The sequence below is a fragment of the Cylindrospermum sp. FACHB-282 genome (assembly GCF_014697195.1).
GTDB lineage: Bacteria > Cyanobacteriota > Cyanobacteriia > Cyanobacteriales > Nostocaceae > Cylindrospermum.
Genome location: NZ_JACJRJ010000064.1, coordinates 1 through 19643 on the forward strand (window position 1 = coordinate 1; position 19643 = coordinate 19643).

Genomic DNA, 19643 nt, shown 5'->3' on the forward strand with positions numbered 1-19643 from the left:
TAAGCTGATTAAACGTTCTGGTTATGGATTTAGAAATTTTGAAAACTTTAGAGTTAGATGTTTATTAAATTGGGTTTAGCTTATTATTTTGGCATAACAAGTACTGAAGAGCCATACTCTCAGAATTAAGGGGGATTTTGAAAAAGCGATCGCACATTATCAAAAAGCAGCTGAAGTTGCACCGAACCCCCTGACAAAAGTCCAAGGGCAGATAAATCTACTTAGCTTGCTGGTGGAGATGGAAAAAACCGCAGATGCTAAAGCACTTATTCCTATTATCCAATCGCAACTTGCAAGTTTACCTGTCAACCGTAGCAGTATTTACGCAAAGATGAATTTTGCCCGCAGTAGCAAGAACATTCTTCCTCCTGAAGATATTGCCCGGATACTGGCTCAAAGTTGGCAACAGGCACAAAGTATCAACGACAGGCTAGCCCAATCTTACGCCCTTGGCAGCTTAGGAGAAATATATGAACAAACCAAGCAATGGCAAGAAGCTCAGGAATTGACAGAGAAAGCATTATTGATTGCTCAGGAATTAGTAGCTTCAGATGTAGCTTATCTTTGGCAGTGGCAGTTGGGAAGATTATTGAAAATACAGGGGAATTTAAAAAGTGCGATCGCATTTTATGATGCTGCTATTAATACCCTTCAATCTCTCCGCAGCGATTTAGTTGCCGTTAACCGCGATGTGCAATTTAATTTCCGCGATAGCGTTGAACCAATCTATCGCCAGTCAGTAGAACTGTTGTTTCAAGAAAAAGGAGAAGGCAAACCAGACTTAGACAAAGCCCGGAAGCTGATTGAAGCGCTACAAGTTGCCGAGTTAGATAACTTCTTTCGAGAAGCTTGCATAAATAACAAATTTGTAATTATTGACGAAGTTGTAGACAGAAATTACCCCAATAGTGCTATCTTTTACCCAGTTATTCTAGAAAACCAGTTAGAAATTATCCTCAAACTGCCTAACAAACCTTTGAGCCATAAAACTGTTTTAGTTAGTGCTCAGGAAGTAGATCAAGTCATCATGCAATTGCGAGCAGACATAGTTCAACCAGAAAGAACAAAGAAAGTTAAAGCCCTCTCCCAAAAACTTTATAACTGGTTAATTCAACCATACGAAGCAGAATTAAAGGTTAGTGGTGTGAATACTTTAGTATTTATTCCTGATGGTTTTTTGCGTAATATTCCCATGGCTGTATTATATGATGGCCAAGAATATTTAGTTGAAAAATATGCGATTGCTCTCAGTCCTGGGTTACAAATATTTACCCCACAACCTTTTACATCAGTATATTTAACTGCATTGACTGGCGGACTTTCAGAAATACCTAAAAACGAAAGATTTGCGCCACTTCCTAATGTGAAAAATGAACTAAATCAAATTCAAGCATTGGGGATTAAGACAACCACGCTTTTCAATGAAAATTTTATTAGTACAAAATTAGGTAAAACAATTAATGACCAGCCTTATAGAATAGTTCACCTAGCAACTCACGGAAAATTTAGTTCAAAAGCCAAAGAAACTTTCATCTTGGCCTATGATAAGCGCATTTATGTTGATGAACTAGATACCCTGCTCAAGAGTCGAGGGCAAAACAGCACTGAACCTGTGGAGTTACTAGTGCTTAGTGCTTGCGAGACGGCAACCGGAGACAACCGTGCCACATTGGGGTTAGCCGGGGTGGCGATTAAAGCCGGCGCACGGAGTACGCTAGCTTCTCTATGGAACATTAATGATGACTCCACTAGTTTTTTAATTGGTGAATTTTATTACCAATTAATTACTGCTAAAGTCACAAAAGCCGAAGCATTACGTCAAGCCCAAATTAAGATGCTGAAGAATGATAATTACAGCCGTCCTTCTCAATGGTCACCTTACGTAATGGTGGGTAATTGGGTCTGATTTGAGCCTCTCAGGTCTAAAGACACTGAGATTCCAGAAGAGTCCATAAAAGAACTTTCTTGGGCTGACTCAAACAGCCCCTACTGATTCCAGCTAAATCAAATTTAGCCATCATCAGCAGGAAACCTTAGTAGCGAAAGTATTAGAAGATATATTGAAGACCCACACCACGGAACCAATTGATAGAATATTTTGACCACGGGGATTAAAATCCCTCGTGTCGCTTATATCTCAGCACTCTTCGTGACTGAGCTTTACGCATCCCGCATATTCTTGTAAAGCGACTGCGGTATGACCATCAGGTTATGATAAATTGCAGAAGCAATGGGAAACCTCTATCAAGCTTAGTATATTTAGACTTTGTTGATATTTCTTTCTCTGAAGGAGAAAAATTCAAGCTTTTATCTGAGGCTTGAGCAGACACGAATTCCCTGAGTGTCGTTGGTTTAAACATCCCAAACTATCACAATTAATCCGGTCAAGCCTCAATAAAAACGCTGAATTAATTCAAGTGTTAAACTCAGCTTCTATTAGGAGTTTAAACAGGGACAGTTTCCGGTGGCTCAAACTTGTAACCATAGCCCCGAACAGTTTTAATATACTCCGGGATGCTGGCATCAACTTCCATTTTCTTACGCAGCTGACCAATATGCACATCAACCACCCGTCCATCTCCCACGTATTCACAACCCCAGATTTTTTGAATTAGCTGGGGACGACTCCAAGCTTGACCAGGATGGCTGGCTAAAAAATGTAAAATATTAAATTCCAGGGCTGTTAAAGCTAAAGGTTTATTGTTAAGTGTCACCTCTCTACCCTCTGGGTTAATTGCTAGCTGCTTAAAAGTGAGGCGTTGTGATGGACTGGGGTTAATATAGCGGATGCGTCTCAAAAGGGCTTCTACTCTGACTTCCACTTCTGCCAAACTAAAGGGTTTAGTCATGAAGTCATCAGCACCTGCGGCCAGGATGCTAATTTTATCAGCTTCATCATTCCGGCTAGTCAGAATCATCACTAAAACGTTTGTGCGACTCTGCATTTCTTGACAGAGGTTATAGCCATTGGCATCTGGCAAATTCCAATCCAGAATTACTAAGGCTGGGTTAAATTGATCAAACAACGCCAAAGCAGTCTTACCATCTGCCGCTGATTCTATTTGATATTTCCGACCTAAAAAACGATAGATGAGATTGCGGACACTGGAGTCATCATCGACAATCAGAATCTTGGGATTAGTAGCGAGTAGCGTATCCATAAGGCAGTCTATTGTTGATTTGACGATTTGCTGTTGCGACAGTTTCGTTCTACGTGTTTCTGTTGTCAGTGTATTTACGCTCACTTGGCTAAGAGCAAGCACTGCTGTACTTACTACTTGTATACACTTAATTTTACCTAAAATTTACGAAAACTTCAGATATCATAATGCTTACAATATCTGTCAGTCATGTACAGTTTAGAGGTTTTTTAAGAAAATTTTAGTGTAGGCTCAAATTTACACACGTAAGTGTAGTAAAATTATTTATAGTAGTGAGAATCGCAAATAGCCGCTTTAAACTACAGGGGATTGCCGAATGGGAATCTGAATGACAAACTCTGCACCCTGCCCTGACGGCGAGATACATCGCAGTTGCCCACCATGCTTATCTACTACGATTTGATAACAGATCGATAACCCTAGCCCCGTACCTTTACCGACAGGCTTTGTGGTGAAGAAGGGATCAAATAGCTTTTGCCTGAAGTTTTCAGCAACACCGGCACCATTGTCGGCAATTCGGACCATGGCGTAATTGTCTGCCAAAATTTGAGTTTGAATCCGGATTGACAGAGTGTTGTGCACTGGCATCTGTTTCTGCTCAAAGTGATCAGCTTCTGACTCTCGTAGGGCATCAATGGCGTTACTCAGAATATTCATAAACACCTGATTCAGTGGGCCTGCATAGCACTCTACAAGTGGCAGGGAACTATACTCTTTAATCACTTTAATGGCTGAATGCTTGCCAACCGCTTTTAGCCGATGATTCAAGATGAGTAGGGTATTCTCAATGCCTTCATGAATATTTACAGACTTGATCTCTGCTTCGTCCAAGCGAGAGAAGTTCCGCATTGACAGGACAATCTGACGAATGCGTTCAGTTCCGACTCGCATGGAGCAAAGTAGATTAGAAAAGTCTTCACGGATAAAATTCAGTTCAATTTTATGTATGCAGTTCTTGATTTGCCCTGATGGTTGAGGATATTCTTGCTGATAAAGGTCTACTAGATGCAATAAATCTTGTGTGTACTGTTCTGCATACTCAAGGTTGCTAAAGATGAAGCTAATGGGGTTGTTTACCTCATGGGCAATACCGGCTACCATTTGACCCAAACTCGACATTTTTTCTGCTTGAATCAGTTGAGACTGGGTACTCTGAAGTTCTCGCAAGGCGGCTTGTAGCTGTTGATGCTCTGCTCTGAGTTGGGCTTCTGATTGTCTTAAAGATTTTTCGGCTCCTAGGCGATCGCTAATTTCTCGTTTGAGTGCAAAATTCACCTCTGAGAGTTCGGCAGTTCGTTGCTCTACTTTTTGTTCTAACTGAGATGCTAGCTCACAGAGTGCCTTTTCTGCCCGGAGGCGATCGCCAATTTCACTTTCCAGGGCTAGCTTTGTGGCTTCTAAGCGGGCTGGACTGGGTAGAGCCAGTGCCACAGGTAACAGTGCCAGCACCATAAATGCGATCGCCATTCCCACCACAACTGTTAAAATCTTCAGGAACTCTGATATCCAGGTGTTGGGATACCATATCTGCCAAGTCTGGATCACATAAGCTGTGCCACAAATACTCAAAAACACCCCAAACACTAGAAACATCCAGTGAAACGGCACGTCCCGCCCTTTGTAGAGAGCATAAACTAGCACAGGTGGCAGTAAAAAATAGGCTACAACGATCAGGATTGGCAGGTTGTCCAAAATCATATCTGGGACTTTTCCACTAAGGAATAACCATCAGCATATAATTGACAAAGATTATCATAAACTACCCAAGATGCCAAGCTTAAAAGTCCCAACTACAAAAGAAAAGGCGATAAATTGATGGATTTTAGCTCCGCCTTACCAACCTTTGTGATCACTTTGCGGGAAGGGGTAGAGGCTGCCCTCGTGGTGGGAATTGTATTGGCTTACCTGAAAAAATCTCACCACAAGGGTTTGCAGCCTTGGGTGTATGGCGGAGTCATCGCTGGTATCCTTGCTAGTGGTTTAGTAGGAATTATTTTTAGTTGGGTGATTCAAAGATTGGGAACCACCAATCAGCAATATGCGCCAGTGATTGAGCCACTGATGGAGGGAGTGTTTAATCTGATGGCGATCGCCCTTTTGAGTTGGATGCTGATTTGGATGACTCGGAATGCTCAACAAATGAAACAGGAATTGGAAGTAGCGATTGGATCGGCGATGAAACAAGAACGTGGGGCTGGCTGGGGCATTTTTGCCCTTGTCTTCTTTGCTGTATTGCGTGAGGGATTTGAAACGGTGTTGTTCATCGCCGGCAACTTTAGCCAAGGTTTGATTCCTACATTAGGAGCGATAGCTGGCATCATCGCTGCTACCTGGATCGGTGTTCTCATCTTCAAATGGGGAATCAGGCTAAATCTCCGCCGTTTTTTCACAGTTATGGGAGTGTTGTTACTTTTAATTATTGCCGGACTGCTAGTAACAGCTTTAGCACGGTTTGACACAGCTGCGATCGCCCTAGCGCATACTGATCGCCATTCAGAATCAGTGTGTTTTTACTACCAACGATTTGCTAAACCAATGGATCGGGATTGTATCTTAGGCCCGATGATTTGGAACACCAGCAAAATCTTACCAGCAGAACATTTTCCTGGCATCCTCCTCAGTGCTTTCTTTGGCTATACCGACAGGCTATATTTAGTTCAAGCCATCAGCTATTGTATATTTTTAACTACAGTGGGGGGAATTTATTTCCAGGGTATCAAAGGGAAAAAGTGACACAAATTCAAAATTCAAAATTCTCTCATAGAGCCTACGGCTCCCGTCAGGGATACAAAATTCAAAATTCAAAATTAATAAAGCTTGATTTGATAGGGTTTCCGCGTTTGTATCTGTCACATTCTTTTTTTAAATTGGCATGAGTTTTCGGATGTAGTAGTGCGTGAACCAACTAAAAACTTAATTTGTTAACTTTAGGACTTAACGGACGGAAAATAGCAAATATGGGGTATTGTTTGTGTCGTTAAAAATCATGATTCGTGCGTTAGGGAACGCACCCTACAGGTAGGATGGGTAAAGAGACGCATCAAAAAAGCCTGAAAAGACGGTAAATTTATCAAGGAAAGTAAGTCCTAAACTTTTAATGCGCCACACGATTTTTAGGAATTTCCATGATAAATTCTGAGCCTCCTTCAGGGCAGGCATGGTAAACCAAAGTACCTTTGTGAAATTCAGTGATGATTTGATGGCTAGTAAATAAACCTAATCCAACTCCTTGTCCAACTATTTTTGTAGTAAAAAATGGCTCAAATAAATGAGCTTGATTTTCTTGAGAAATTCCTATTCCATTATCTTTAATGCTGATGCTTATTGTATTTTTAACCCTAGTGTGTATGCTGATCCAAATTGTCGGTTTGAATGAACCATCAATAACTGAATTTAGTTTGAGATTAAGTGCATCAATAGCATTTTGTAAAATATTTAGCAGCCCTTGATTCAATAGATTTCCATGACCCATAAATATTGGCATATCTTCATATTCTTTGAAAATAGAAATATTGAGTGATCCAGCCTTTAACACAAGTTGATGATGTAGTAGCATGAGAACGCTCTCAATATTTTCATGAACATTAATCGGTTTGATACCTGACTCATCAAGACGAGAGAAAATATGTAGCGCCAGAACAACTGAGCGAATACGTTCTGCTCCCGTGCGGATGGAATGAATAATTCTGATAAAATCTGGAACCAGGAAATCTAGTTCCATTTCTTCGATAAAATTGCTAATTTCTGGAGTTGCATCTGGAAAGGCTACTTGATAAAGCTGAATTAGGCTAATCAGCTTTTGGCTATATTCAGACACAGGTTTAAGGTTGCCAAGAATAAAACTCAGAGGGTTATTAATTTCATGAGAAATTCCTGCTGTAATTCGGCCTGCATTCACCAGCTTTTCTTTAAGAATCAGTTCGGATTGAGTTTTTTGTAATTCTAAAAGCGTATTTTGTAGTTGCTCATTGCGAGATTTTAACTGCTTCTGTAAGTGCTGAACCGTTAACTGAGTTTGAACTCTCACCAGAACTTCTTCTAACTGAAATGGCTTAGTAATGTAGTCACTACCTCCAACTTCAAATGCACGAAGTTTATCAGTAACCTCACTACCAGCACTCAAGAAAATTATAGGAATTGAACTTGAGTTTGGATCTTTTTTCAAGTACTCGCAAACTTCATACCCTCCCATCCCTGGCATATTAATGTCTAGCAGGATTAGATCGGGTGGCAGTGTCTTCACAGCCCTTAATGCTGCCTGTCCATTGATGGCTTTGCGAACTTGATAATTTTGTTTTGATAAAAAATCAGATAAAAACCGAATATTTTCAAGTTTATCATCAACAATGAGAATGTCTGCTATAAATACGTTATCTTCTACATAGATATTCATTTTATTAGTTGTCAACAAATAAAGTTTGAGAGTGATTATCTATCATTCGTGATTTGTTTTAGTTGATAAATTGCACAGAAAAAATTAGCCCTAGATTTATCTTAAACTTCTTCTGATGGTGTTGGTTGAGTGAGGGCTATCAGTTGGTCAAACTGATAGGTTTCAATTAATTTGGTTAAAGCTTCAATCAGTGAAGTGTGCTCAGGGGGGATTTGAGCAATGAGGTTGAGACTACTGGCATCATTGCCTTGAGCGACGGCGAAGTGTAATTGAGCAATCCAATCGGCTGGCATAATTGCTAAAGCAGCCCCATCAAGAACGTAGTCTGGTTGGTGAAGTAATGAGTTGGGAACAATGGCCTCGCTGGGAGTTGCTGCATACAGATATTGCACCCCTAGGTGCTTGGCTAGGGCTTCGAGAATTTCTTCCCAACGAAATGGTTTGCTGACAAAGTCATCGCAACCTGCATCCAAACTTTCCTGCCGCTGGTCTGCAAAGGCACTTGCTGTCAGGGCAATGATTTTTGTCGGGGTGTAAATTTCCCCAGCCGCTAATTTTTGTTCCAAATTCCGGATTTGCCGAGCAGCTTGATAGCCATCGAGGATCGGCATCTGCATATCCATAAAGATGAGGTGGGGTTGCCACTGCTGCCAAAGCGCGATCGCCACTTGCCCATTTTCAGCTTCCTGGACTTCAAAACCTAAACGACTCAAGATCGTGTTCAGTAGCAACCGATTGGCAGGATGATCTTCGGCAATCAGAATGCGATAGGATATCTGCCCAGGAGCAATACTGACTAAATTGTCAATGGAAGATGATTTGGTAACAGGCACTGCCTCAGCCAAACCAACCTGAATATCAAAGGTGAAACAACTACCTAGACCCGGTTCGCTCCGGACAGTAATTTCCCCACCCATCAATTGCACAAACTTTTGACTAATCCGCAACCCTAAACCTGTTCCTTCTTTGGCTTGGTGTCCGGCTCGTGTTTGCTGAAATGCCTGAAACAGATTACTAAGTTCTTCTGGGGCGATACCAGTCCCAGTATCTTCAACTTCAAACAAGAGGGTGTGCGGCAATGGGGAACCAGTAGGAAATTCTTCCTTGTCTGCCTCAGATGGCTCTTGATTCCTAATTCGCAGGGTCACGCTTCCTTTATCAGTAAACTTAATGGCGTTGCCCAGGAGGTTGATTAGTACCTGACGAAGTTTGTTTTCATCGGTTTTGATGCCTTGGGGTACGGTAGCATCACAGTCAAAACTCAGTGTTAAACCTTTGGACAAGGCTTTGAGTTGCAGCAGGGCGAACAAACTATGCAGCAATTTTTGCAGATCAAATTCTATTTCACAGAGGGTGATCCGTCCGGCTTCAATCTTGGACATCTCCAGTACACCGTTAATCAGTCCTAGGAGATGTTCACCACTTTGATTGATGATTTCTGCATACCTTTGATGTTCAGTGGTCAAGGATTGATCTTGCTGCATTAACTGAGTAAAACCGAGAATGGCGTTGAGTGGAGTACGAAGTTCATGGCTCATATTGGCCAGAAACTCACTTTTTGCCCGATTAGCAGCATCAGCGGCTTCTTTTGCCCGCTTCAGTTCCTCTGCCTGTTCCTGGGTTTGAGCAAATAGTTCTGCCTGTTGGACAGCAACCCCAAGCTGATTGCCAATTTGGGTGACGATCTGAATCTCTGGGTTTTGCCATTGTCGTGGACTGCCATTTTGGTAAACTGCTAACAGTCCCCAGAGTTTATTGCCGCAAAAGATGGGGGCGATAATGTAAGCTCGTGCCTGCAATTGCTCTAGAAGACTGAGATAACAGGGATTGAATCCTGCTTGGTAGATGTCGGGAACACAGTAATAGCTATGTTTTTGCTGAAAAAGACCACCTTCGCTGTCTTGCAAATAGGTATCGCGGATCAACCCCTCTGAACTGCCAGGCTGAGTCAGGATACAGTTGTGCTGATCAACAGCAATCGTCGTGAGTTCGCTATTGCTTCCTAGTGTGGGGAGTAAGGTATTCCAAACATCAGCGACTGATTCGGAAACTAATTCACCACTCCAATCCGGTTTGAAACGATAGATCAGGACGCGATCGCAGGCAACAGCTTGGCGTAATTCTACAGTCGTGGCATTGAAAATAGATTTCAGATTCAGGCTTTGACGCATTTGCTGGATGACGTGGCTGGTTGCCTGTTCCCGCTCTGCCATCACCCTAAGTGCCGCTTCGGCAGCAATTCGTTCTCTAATTTCGGTTTCCAAGGCGGTATTAGCCGCCACAAGTTCAGCAGTGCGCTCATCTACCCGAAATTCCAGTTCTTCATAAGCGCAGCGTTTCTCTTCTTCTGCCCATTTGCGTTGCAGTTCAGCAGAAGCCCTGGCTGCAAAGACTCTCAGCAGTGTGTTGGTGCGATCGTCAGATAGGAAGGGTTTAACATCGATAATACAAAGATTCCCAATCACATTCTGATTGATATCGACCAAGGGCACGCCTACATAGCTTTCTGCTCTCAACCCCTCGATCAATGAGTTATTGGGAAAAATCTGCTGTAAGCCGCTGGGATAGGCACACAGCTTATTCTTCTGAACTACATTTTTGCAGGGAGTGTTGATCAATTCATATTCAAAGTTTTCTGCCAGATGATCTACATCCCAAACAGTCAGACTTCGCAGCTTTTGTAAAGAGTTGTCAACGGTTTCAAAAACCATGGCGTAGGCTACATCCATTGCTGTTGCCAAATTCTGCGCCAGAACCGGAAAAAAATCGTCTCCAGTTACAGAAGCAGTGCCGGCAACAATCATTTGCAGGGTTTCTTCAGTTCGCTGCCGTTCTGCTATTTGCTTTTCTAATTCCCTGTTGATGATTTCTAGCTGCTCTGGCGATCGCAATGCCAAAAATTGCGGCAGGAGTTCCACCAGTTGTAAAGCGGTATAGCAAGAAACTAAGGCAGTGATGGCTCTTTCAATGCCTGACAGCCAGTAATCCGGGTGCCAAAGTGTCCAAATATCCAGCAAGTGCCCCGTACCGCAAAGAATAATGAAGCCGCCAAATAAGACAAAGACTTTAGAGAAGGGAATATCACTTCGTTTTTTCACGAAGTAGATCAGCATTACCGGAATCGAGAAATAGGCGATCGCAATTAGTGCATCGCTCACCAGATGTAACCCAACCAAGGGCGTTTGCCAGAGATAGCAATGCCCGTGGGGCATATAGTAATTAGACGATAAAAGATTCTCAAACATTTCCAATATTGCTTGCATACTTCCACCATGTCGTCCTCAACGCAGTAGCCATGAAACAGAGCAGAACTTAGGCAGGGTAAAGATGCTAAATTTTTCTCTAGGGGCAAAAAATGATTTATTACAGGATAAATAATACAGTTACATTTAGCAACCTTCAACCGCCAGCATGGAACGTTAAGTAAGTAATTTAACAAATATATCAAAAATCTTACTTGAGATAGATGTATTTTTGATGAAAATCTATCTTAAAAGTGTTCAGTCTAGATAAGGCTCTGTGTGTATTGCCTGTAATTTCCCGTAAGGACATCTCCCAACAATCCCCAGATCAAAAACCTAGAAGAGCCATTATTCTTAGTTCTCAGGGCTGGTAACGGTGAGATGCGATCGCTTTTAAATGAGTAAGATTCGAGCAGTAAAAAACAGGGCAAAGAATCCCTTTAAGAGGAACTTTTACCCTGTTTTGAGTAGAAATTGAGTAGTAACAATCACCAAATTGATAGAACCCTTGCAGTTAGGTATCTAATAAAAACTTAGCGACAGTTTGCACATCTTTATCACCGCGTCCAGAGCAGTTAATAATAATTCGGGGGCTACCGGTGAGTTGAGGACACAGAGTTTCCAGATAAGCGATCGCATGAGAAGTTTCCAGTGCTGGGATAATTCCCTCCAACTTTGACAGCAATTGGAAAGCCGCCAAAGCCTCTGTATCCGTTACGCTGTAGTATTCCGCCCGACCAAGATCCTTCATATAGCTGTGTTCTGGGCCCACACCAGGATAATCTAACCCAGCACTAATCGAGTGAGCCTCAATTACTTGCCCCTCATCATCTTGCAACAGATAGCTCATAGCCCCGTGCAGCACACCAATTTGTCCTTTTGTTAAAGTAGCAGCATGTTTGGTAGTATTTACACCCTCACCCGCCGCCTCAATCCCAATTAACCGCACAGACGGCTCACGGACAAACTCATAAAATAGACCCATCGCATTGGAACCACCACCCACACAAGCCAAGAGAATATCCGGTAAACAGCCCCACTTTTCTTGTGCTTGAGAGCGAGTTTCTTGCCCAATTACCGCATGAAAATCACGTACCATCATCGGGTAAGGATGGGGCCCAGCCACTGAACCGAGAATGTAGTGAGTTGTTTCCACATTCGTCACCCAATCGCGGATAGCCTCAGAAGTCGCATCTTTCAGGGTTCCTGTTCCCGCCGCTACAGGACGCACCTCTGCCCCCAAAAGCCGCATTCTAAACACATTTAACCCTTGGCGCTCCATATCATGAACGCCCATATAAATCACGCAATCCAAACCGAAACGAGCGCAAACAGTTGCCGTAGCCACACCATGTTGTCCAGCGCCAGTTTCAGCAATAATCCGCTGTTTACCCATGCGCTTGGCCAACAATACCTGACCAAGGGCATTATTAATTTTATGAGCGCCAGTGTGATTTAAATCCTCACGCTTTAAGTAAATTTGCGCGCCAGTGCCATCAGGGCGGGCATAGTTCGCCGTGAGGCGTTCAGCAAAATACAACGGTGTCGCACGTCCCACATAATCGCGTAACAACTGTTGCAGTTCAGCTTGAAAACCTGGTTCATTGCGGTATTGCTGATACGCTGTTTCTAGTTCAAATAAAGCAGGCATCAGGGTTTCTGGGACATACTTACCGCCAAAGCGGCCAAAGCGCCCAAGTGTATCGGGAACAGCAGCACTTGATTGAGTATTGGGAGAGAGAGGAGTAGTAGTCACGGATTGGCTAAAATAACAGAACACGGTTAATTATAGATTTTACGGCCGAATAGGAAGTGAATGCACCTTCCCCAACTCTGACACCTGCCTGTAATTTTTGTTTCACTAAAATTTATGTCTTCTTCCAATCCCAAATCTGACAAACGCTTTGTTTACCAAGAGTTTGGTAACGGTAGCTCACCCGCCCTAGAACGCGCCCTAGAACGACCAATTCAAGAATTACCCCCGCAACAACAAAACCTGAAAGTGGAAGCTTCCCGCAAAGGACGCAAAGGTAAAACCGTCACGGTGATTAGTGGTTTTCAAGTTAAACCGGAAACTTTGGCAGACTTGGTAAAACAGTTAAAAACCCAGTGTGGGACAGGTGGGACTGTTAAAGACAATGAAATTGAAATTCAAGGCGATCACAAGCAAAAAATTATCGAAATTTTGAGCAAAATAGGTTACAAAGCAAAAATAAGTGGTGGTAAATAAGTGCGGTTTACCGTATCTTTTCCGAAATCGCAGTTATAAAGTGTGATGTTAATTTTGAGAAGTGAAAGCTGCTAAAAAAGCAGGTCTGTTTGCAATTAACAGGAGGGTAACATGGATTTAGTTCGTATTTTGTGTGCAGTCTTTGTACCGCCTCTAGGCGTATTTTTGCAAGTGGGTTTTGGTCTAGATTTTTGGATTAACATAGTTTTAACGCTTTTCGGTTACATTCCTGGGATTATTCATGCAGTATGGATAATTGCTAAGAAATAATTATTCAGAGGGATAGGTTGGTTTTGCCTATCCCTCTACTCAATCTCTTAATAAATTTAGGACTTACGCACTGTACTCTCTTTACCCTCTTTTCAAGCTTTGTCGATGCGTCTCTTTACCCATCCTACAGATGGAATGTTTTTGTTAGTCATTGGTCATTATCTTACTAATAGGAGAAGGCAATCGCCGACCAACTACACAATTTTTCTGAAAAATGGCGCATTTAAAAGTTAACTGGTAATTTTGGTATCTAGAGGAGCCTCAGCAGAAATTTACAAGCTAGAGCCAATTTGTTTAAGTGAAACTAATGTGGTTAGATGGTTTGGAAGTTTACTTTCAGTCACTATCAGGCTGACTATAAGTAATGAAACGAAAAAATCTTTACAGCGCCGCTTTCGGTACTCTTTTTCTCACCAGTGGAGCGATCGCTATTTCAGCACCAGGTCATACTGCTATACACAAATCTTCTTTAGTATCAAAATATAGCTATGAGATTGCACAATCTACCGTTAACACCGCTGCAATAGAAGCATCAGTTTTCGAGCAAATTAATCAATACCGTGCTTCCCAGGGGTTAGCAGCGCTGACTCGTAATTCTGCTATCGACACTCAAGCCAGGACTCACAGCAAAAATATGGCCAGCGGTCAAGTGCCATTTGGACATAACGGATTTCAACAGCGAGTTCAAGCAACCGGCATTTCCTACAGTGCCGCTGCGGAAAATGTGGCCTACAATCAGGGAGTTAGTGACCCCGCTACGGCAGCTGTTCAAGGCTGGCTCAAAAGTTCTGGACATCTAGCCAATATTAAAGGTAATTACAACCTCACCGGGATTGGTGTAGCTAGCAATAGCCAAGGAAGAATTTACTTCACGCAAATCTTCCTGCGCTCAAAATAAGTTTTTGCATGATTTTTTGATTAATAATGTAGTGTTCTTGGCATCTGTCAATGGATACTATTTTTTTGGGAAATTTTTAATTAATAATGTAGTGTGTATAACATTTAATAGATGATTCTGGGGATAAATCAGGGAATTTATGGGTTTTCAGAAAAAGCAAGGGTCACTTTTGTGAGACCGACCGATTAAGTGTTGAAAATCGGACAGTTTCTCAGTTGATGAATACCTAATATTATCCTGCTACGGATTCTCGGAATCAGAAGATAGAGTATATGTCTAATCACTCTCTACATTACCTAACACTCCATGTTACGACAAACTGCTTTTGGCATCGCTTTAAGTACGCTTGTCCTTGCTAGTGGATTAATGACTGCTCCTGGCCCAGGTAATCCTTCTCAAAAAAAAGCCGATTCTCATCAGCCGTCGTCAATTCCTTCCAGCCAGGTGGCAACAACGAATCTTACTTTTGAAACTACTACTCTAGAAAAATCAGTTTTTGTGCAAATTAATCAATATCGGATTTCTCAGGGGTTGCCAAAGTTGACAATAAATGCGAATATCACTCGACAAGCAAGGATTCATAGTCTGGATATGGCTAAGGGTAAAGTGCCGTTTAGCCATCAGGGATTTGAAGGACGAGTTAAGGCTATGCCTTTGATTTACGATAGTGCGGCGGAAAACGTTGCTTTCAACCTAGGATATAGTAATCCCGCTAGCCAAGCTGTGATTGGTTGGTTACGCAGTCCGGGACATCTGAAGAATATCCGAGGTAAATATAACCTGACGGGGATTGGTGTGGCTGCTAATCAGGAAGGCAAAGTCTACCTCACGCAAATTTTCTTGCACACCAGATAGATGTAATTACTGTTTTTTTACGTAATGATAATGTAGTGTTTAAAGGGGCTTTTCTCTAGTAGACACTACATTAATTTTTGATAAATTCATGACATTACAAGATTTTCAGGTAAGCGATCGCGATCTGAGTGAGGTGACTCTAGGACAATATTTAGAGTCTGAGGCGATCGCCGTCGATACCGAAACTATGGGATTATTGCCCCTGCGCGATCGCTTGTGCCTCGTCCAGCTGTGCAACCCAGAGGGTAAAGTCACCGTAGTCCGCATAGCTAAAGGGCAAACCGATGCACCAAACCTCAAAAAACTCCTAGAAGCTGCCCATATCCAGAAAGTATTTCACTTTGCGCGGTTTGACATTGCCACTTTGCGCCACCATCTAGGGATTAAAGTTCAACCTATTTTCTGCACCAAGATTGCTAGCAAGTTAGCCCGTACCTACACTAATCGCCACGGACTTAAAGAGGTGGTACAAGAATTGGAACAAGTAGAACTCGATAAAAGCGCTCAAAGTTCTGATTGGGGAAACGCCGCTAACTTATCCGACACTCAACTAAATTACGCCGCTAATGATGTGCGCTACTTACTAAGTGTACAACAGAAACTGACAACAATGCTCCAACGAGAACAACGTTGGGAACTTGCTCAAGAATGCTTTCAAGCATTACCAACGATAGTTTCCTTAGATTTATTGCAATTCAAAGATTTATTTGAACATTAATCAATATTTTCCATCCCCCCTAAAAAAGGTTGATTTAGGGGGAGTTCAAAATATCCCCTGCAAGAAAGCCCCCTTTCCTTTTCACTGACGTTCTGCCAAATATTGGTACATTTGCCAACGGGCGTCTACCTCAGCTTGGGCTTGTGCCAACAAATGTTGAGCAACTTCCGGCTTGGTCTTGGTGAGAATTTTAAAGCGGTTTTCTTGGTACATAGATTGCTCCACCGACTGAGTAGGCGATCGCATATCCAATTGTAAGGGATTCTTGCCCTGTGTCTGCAAATCGGGATTATAGCGATATAGCAACCAACGACCTGATTCCGTCAACGCCTTTTGGTGATTCATCCCCGTAGTCATGTTGATGCCGTGGGCAATACAATGGCTGTAAGCAATAATCAGTGATGGGCCGTTGTAAGCTTCCGCCTCTAAAAATGCCTTGAGAGTATGTTCATCTTTCGCGCCTAAAGCTACACTCGCCACATAAACATTACCGTAAGTCATGGCCATCATACCTAAGTCTTTTTTAGGCCCAGGCTTGCCACCAGTGGCATATTTAGCGACTGCTGCCCGTGGGGTGGCTTTGGAAGCTTGACCGCCAGTGTTAGAATAGACTTCAGTATCCATCACCAAAATGTTGACATTGCGACCGCTAGAAAACAGATGATCGATGCCGCCAAAGTCAATGTCATAAGCCCAACCATCACCACCAACAATCCAAACGCTTTTTCTCACCAAGTAGTCAGCTAGGGATTTGAGATTTTCGATTTTCGATTTTCGATCATTATTTTGTAGAGACGTTGCAGACAAAGTTTCTACAGAGGTTAATAGTTTTGCTACTCGTTCCCGTTGTTCCCAAATGTCAGCCTCAGATTTTTGTTCGGCGTTGAGGATGGAGTTGACTAGGGTTTCATCTAATTCACCGCTGAAATCTTGCAGCAGTTCCGCGGCAAATTCTGCTTGTTTATCTAGGGAGAGACGATAGCCAAAACCGAATTCGGCGTTATCTTCAAATAAACTATTTGACCAAGCGGGGCCTCTGCCTTCGGCGTTTTTCGTCCACGGGGTTGTCGGTAAATTGCCACCGTAGATGGAAGAACAGCCGGTAGCATTAGCAATGAGAGCGCGATCGCCAAATAATTGCGATAATAACTTGAGATAAGGTGTCTCACCACAACCAGCACAAGCACCAGAAAATTCAAACAACGGTTCTTGCAGTTGTTGTTGGCGAATCTGCTTAACCTTGAGATGCCGCCGGTCAGGATTGGGTAAACTTAAGAAAAAATCCCAGTTTTGTCGCTCTAGTTCCCCTACACCACCCGTACAGGATGCCATATTAATCGCCCGGCGCGATGGCTCAGACTTATTTTTGGCAGGGCAGACATTGACACAAATAACACAGCCTGTGCAGTCTTCTGGAGCCACCTGAATGGTAAATTTTTGGTTAGCAAAGTCCTTATCTTTGGCAGCAGTTGACTTAAAGGTGAGCGGTGCATTCACCAACTCAGCCGATTGATAAGCTTTAGCGCGGATGGCGCTATGGGGGCAAACCATCACACATTTACCGCACTGAACGCAGACATCAGCATCCCACAGGGGAATTTCTGCCGCTACATTGCGTTTTTCCCATTTGGCAGTACCACTAGGAAAAGTGCCATCAGCGGGTAATGCACTCACAGGTAAATCATCACCTTCCCAAGTCATGATTTTACCCAAAACTTCCCGCACAAATTCTGGTTTGGTAATTGGTAATTGGTAATTGGTAATTGGTAATTGATTTTCTTGCCTATTACCTATTACCAATGACCTATTACCTACTTGATGCAAATTTTCTAGGGTTTGGTCTACCGCTTGCAAGTTCATCCGAATAACTGCCGCGCCTTTTTTGCCATAAGTCTTTTCAATGGCTTGTTTAATTTTGCTAATGGCTTCTGCTTGTGGCAATACCCCCGCTAAAGCAAAAAAGCACACCTGCATAATCGTGTTAATCCTTCCGCCCATGCCACTATTCCGGGCAACTTGGCTGGCATTAATCACATAAAATTTGAGTTGCTTTTGGATAATTTGTTGCTGTATTTTCAGCGGCAAATTCTCCCAAACCGTATCCGCATCATATGGACTGTTGAGTAAAAAAGTTGCCCCGGTAACAGCAGCTTTTAAAATATCTATGCGTTCGATAAATCCCCAGTGATGACAACCAATAAAGTTAGCTTGGTCTATGAGGTAGGTGGAGTGAATTGCTTGGGGCCCGAAACGCAGGTGAGAAACGGTCATTGAGCCAGATTTTTTGGAATCATAGACAAAGTAACCTTGGGCGTTGTTGTCGGTTTCTTCGCCAATAATCTTAATGGAATTTTTGTTAGCGCCTACGGTACCATCAGAGCCTAAGCCGTAGAACATTGCCCGGACAACGTTATCAGCTTCTGTGGAGAATTTGGCGTCAAAGCTGAGGGATATGTAACTGACATCGTCATTGATGCCGATGGTAAAGTGATTTTTTGGTTTGGCTTGGGTAAGATGATCGAAGATGCCCTTGACCATTGCGGGGGTAAATTCTTTGGAAGAAAGACCATAACGCCCACCGATAACTTTAGGAGGGCTGATTTCTGAGTCAAGATTGAGGAGAATTTGCCCCATTTGCTGATCTCCCCAGGCTTCATACAGGGCTGTTACCACATCTAGATATAATGGTTCACCGGCGCTACCTGGTTCTTTGGTGCGGTCAAGAACGGCGATCGCCTTTACACTAGTAGGTAATGCTGCCACAAAGCTTTGCACATCAAAGGGGCGGTAAAGTCGCACTTTGACTAAACCGACTTTTTCCCCTTGGTTGTTGAGGTAATCTACGGTTTCCTGCACCGTCTCACAGCCGGAACCCATCAGGACAATTACTCTTTCGGCATCTGGTGCGCCATGATATTCATATATTTTGTAATATCTGCCTGTTCTTTGGCCAAATTGATCCATAATTCTCTGGACAATGGCAGGACAAGCTTGATAGTAAAGGTTTGCCCCTTCGCGGGATTGAAAGTAAACATCGGGATTTTGGGCTGTACCGCGCAATACTGGACGGTCTGGAGTTAATGCGCGGCTGCGGTGGGCAGATATTAAAGATTGGGGAATGAGCGATCGCAAATCCTCATCTGATAATAACTTAACTTTTTGCACTTCATGGGATGTTCTGAACCCGTCGAAGAAGTGCATAAACGGCACTCGCGCTGCTAAAGTAGCAGCATGGGCAATTAGGGCAAAATCTTGGCTTTCCTGCACTGAAGCAGAACACAGCAAAGCGAAACCGGTGGCACGGGCTGCCATCACATCACTATGATCACCGAAAATAGATAAAGCGTGAGTTGCCAAAGAACGGGCAGCAACGTGAACTACAGCGCAAGTCAGTTCACCGGCAATTTTGTAGAGGTTAGGAATCATTAACAATAATCCCTGAGATGCGGTGAAAGTAGTACTCAAAGCACCCGTTTGCAACGCCCCATGGACAGCAGCAACCGCCCCTCCTTCACTTTGCATTTGGGTAACACTGGGAACAGTCCCCCAAAGATTCGGTTTACCTTCACTAGCCCAAGCATCTGCCCATTCACCCATTGCTGAAGAGGGGGTAATGGGATAAATGGCAATTACCTCATTTAACTTGTAAGCAACACGGGCAACTGCTTCATTGCCGTCAATGGTTGCAAAGGTTTTGTTCATGATTTTCTCCCTGTCTAAACTGGATGAAGAGCAGAATTAGAAATCGCCAGAGTCAGGAAGTTAATTGGTGATATTTTCTAGATTTTAATTGAAGATAAAAATGTTAAACATAGGTTTGACGACTCTCAGCACATATTTCAGATATTATGCCCTATGAGCTATCTGATCTATTAA

At 42.9% G+C, this 19643-nt stretch carries 14 protein-coding genes and 1 pseudogene; 9 read left to right on the forward strand and 6 right to left on the reverse strand.

The window, feature by feature from the left end:
* From H6G32_RS27490 to H6G32_RS23645, 3 genes and pseudogenes are all read left to right on the forward strand, one after another.
* The coding region (locus H6G32_RS27490; protein WP_190462299.1) for a transposase at positions 1-79 on the forward strand (79 nt) is incomplete at its 5' end.
* A 24-nt stretch (positions 80-103) separates the two neighbouring features.
* Positions 104-175, forward strand: a pseudogene (locus H6G32_RS27175) (hypothetical protein); the annotation flags it as partial.
* Between the two features lie 63 nt (positions 176-238).
* Positions 239-1906 (forward strand): CHAT domain-containing protein, encoded by a 1668-nt coding sequence (locus H6G32_RS23645; protein WP_242046716.1) that lies wholly within the window; start codon positions 239-241, stop codon positions 1904-1906.
* Positions 1907-2444: 538 nt separating this feature from the next.
* Here H6G32_RS23645 and H6G32_RS23650 read toward each other — a convergent pair.
* Positions 2445-3161 carry a response regulator transcription factor gene (locus tag H6G32_RS23650; protein WP_190462761.1) on the reverse strand — a complete coding sequence of 239 codons (717 nt, stop codon included), beginning with the start codon at positions 3159-3161 and terminating at the stop codon, positions 2445-2447.
* A gap of 294 nt (positions 3162-3455) precedes the next feature.
* The gene (locus tag H6G32_RS23655; protein WP_190462763.1) at positions 3456-4859 is read right to left on the reverse strand and encodes a sensor histidine kinase; all 1404 of its coding nucleotides are present in this window, start codon (positions 4857-4859) and stop codon (positions 3456-3458) included.
* Between the two features lie 117 nt (positions 4860-4976).
* On the opposite strand from H6G32_RS23655, the gene H6G32_RS23660 reads away from it, so the two are divergent.
* Positions 4977-5894: an FTR1 family iron permease gene (locus H6G32_RS23660; protein ID WP_190462765.1), complete on the forward strand. Its 918-nt coding sequence runs from the start codon at positions 4977-4979 to the stop codon at positions 5892-5894.
* 361 nt (positions 5895-6255) lie between these two features.
* Here the strand turns inward: H6G32_RS23660 and H6G32_RS23665 are convergent, their stop codons facing one another.
* The 3 genes from H6G32_RS23665 to trpB all read right to left on the reverse strand — a co-directional run bounded on the left by H6G32_RS23665 (position 6256) and on the right by trpB (position 12552).
* Positions 6256-7554, reverse strand: coding sequence for a hybrid sensor histidine kinase/response regulator (locus tag H6G32_RS23665; RefSeq protein WP_190462768.1), 1299 nt, complete (start codon positions 7552-7554; stop codon positions 6256-6258).
* A 101-nt stretch (positions 7555-7655) separates the two neighbouring features.
* Entirely contained in the window at positions 7656-10817 is a 3162-nt protein-coding gene (locus tag H6G32_RS23670; RefSeq protein ID WP_190462770.1) for a GAF domain-containing protein, read from the reverse strand.
* 493 nt (positions 10818-11310) lie between these two features.
* On the reverse strand, positions 11311-12552 hold the full coding sequence (trpB, locus tag H6G32_RS23675) for a tryptophan synthase subunit beta (RefSeq protein ID WP_190462772.1): 1242 nt from the start codon (positions 12550-12552) through the stop codon (positions 11311-11313).
* 114 nt (positions 12553-12666) lie between these two features.
* Here trpB and H6G32_RS23680 point away from each other — a divergent pair, with 114 nt between their 5' ends.
* From H6G32_RS23680 to H6G32_RS23700, 5 genes are all read left to right on the forward strand, one after another.
* A complete protein-coding gene (locus H6G32_RS23680) occupies positions 12667-13026 on the forward strand; it encodes a translation initiation factor (protein WP_190462774.1) in 360 nt (119 codons plus the stop codon).
* A 111-nt stretch (positions 13027-13137) separates the two neighbouring features.
* Positions 13138-13296 carry a YqaE/Pmp3 family membrane protein gene (locus H6G32_RS23685; RefSeq protein WP_015207469.1) on the forward strand — a complete coding sequence of 53 codons (159 nt, stop codon included), beginning with the start codon at positions 13138-13140 and terminating at the stop codon, positions 13294-13296.
* A gap of 364 nt (positions 13297-13660) precedes the next feature.
* Positions 13661-14194 carry a CAP domain-containing protein gene (locus H6G32_RS23690; protein WP_190462776.1) on the forward strand — a complete coding sequence of 178 codons (534 nt, stop codon included), beginning with the start codon at positions 13661-13663 and terminating at the stop codon, positions 14192-14194.
* 306 nt (positions 14195-14500) lie between these two features.
* On the forward strand, positions 14501-15049 hold the full coding sequence (locus H6G32_RS23695; protein WP_190462778.1) for a CAP domain-containing protein: 549 nt from the start codon (positions 14501-14503) through the stop codon (positions 15047-15049).
* A gap of 88 nt (positions 15050-15137) precedes the next feature.
* Positions 15138-15767: a ribonuclease D gene (locus H6G32_RS23700; protein ID WP_190462780.1), complete on the forward strand. Its 630-nt coding sequence runs from the start codon at positions 15138-15140 to the stop codon at positions 15765-15767.
* A gap of 81 nt (positions 15768-15848) precedes the next feature.
* Here the strand turns inward: H6G32_RS23700 and nifJ are convergent, their stop codons facing one another.
* Positions 15849-19469, reverse strand: coding sequence for a pyruvate:ferredoxin (flavodoxin) oxidoreductase (nifJ, locus tag H6G32_RS23705; RefSeq protein ID WP_190462782.1), 3621 nt, complete (start codon positions 19467-19469; stop codon positions 15849-15851).
* Positions 19470-19643: the final 174 nt, after the last annotated feature.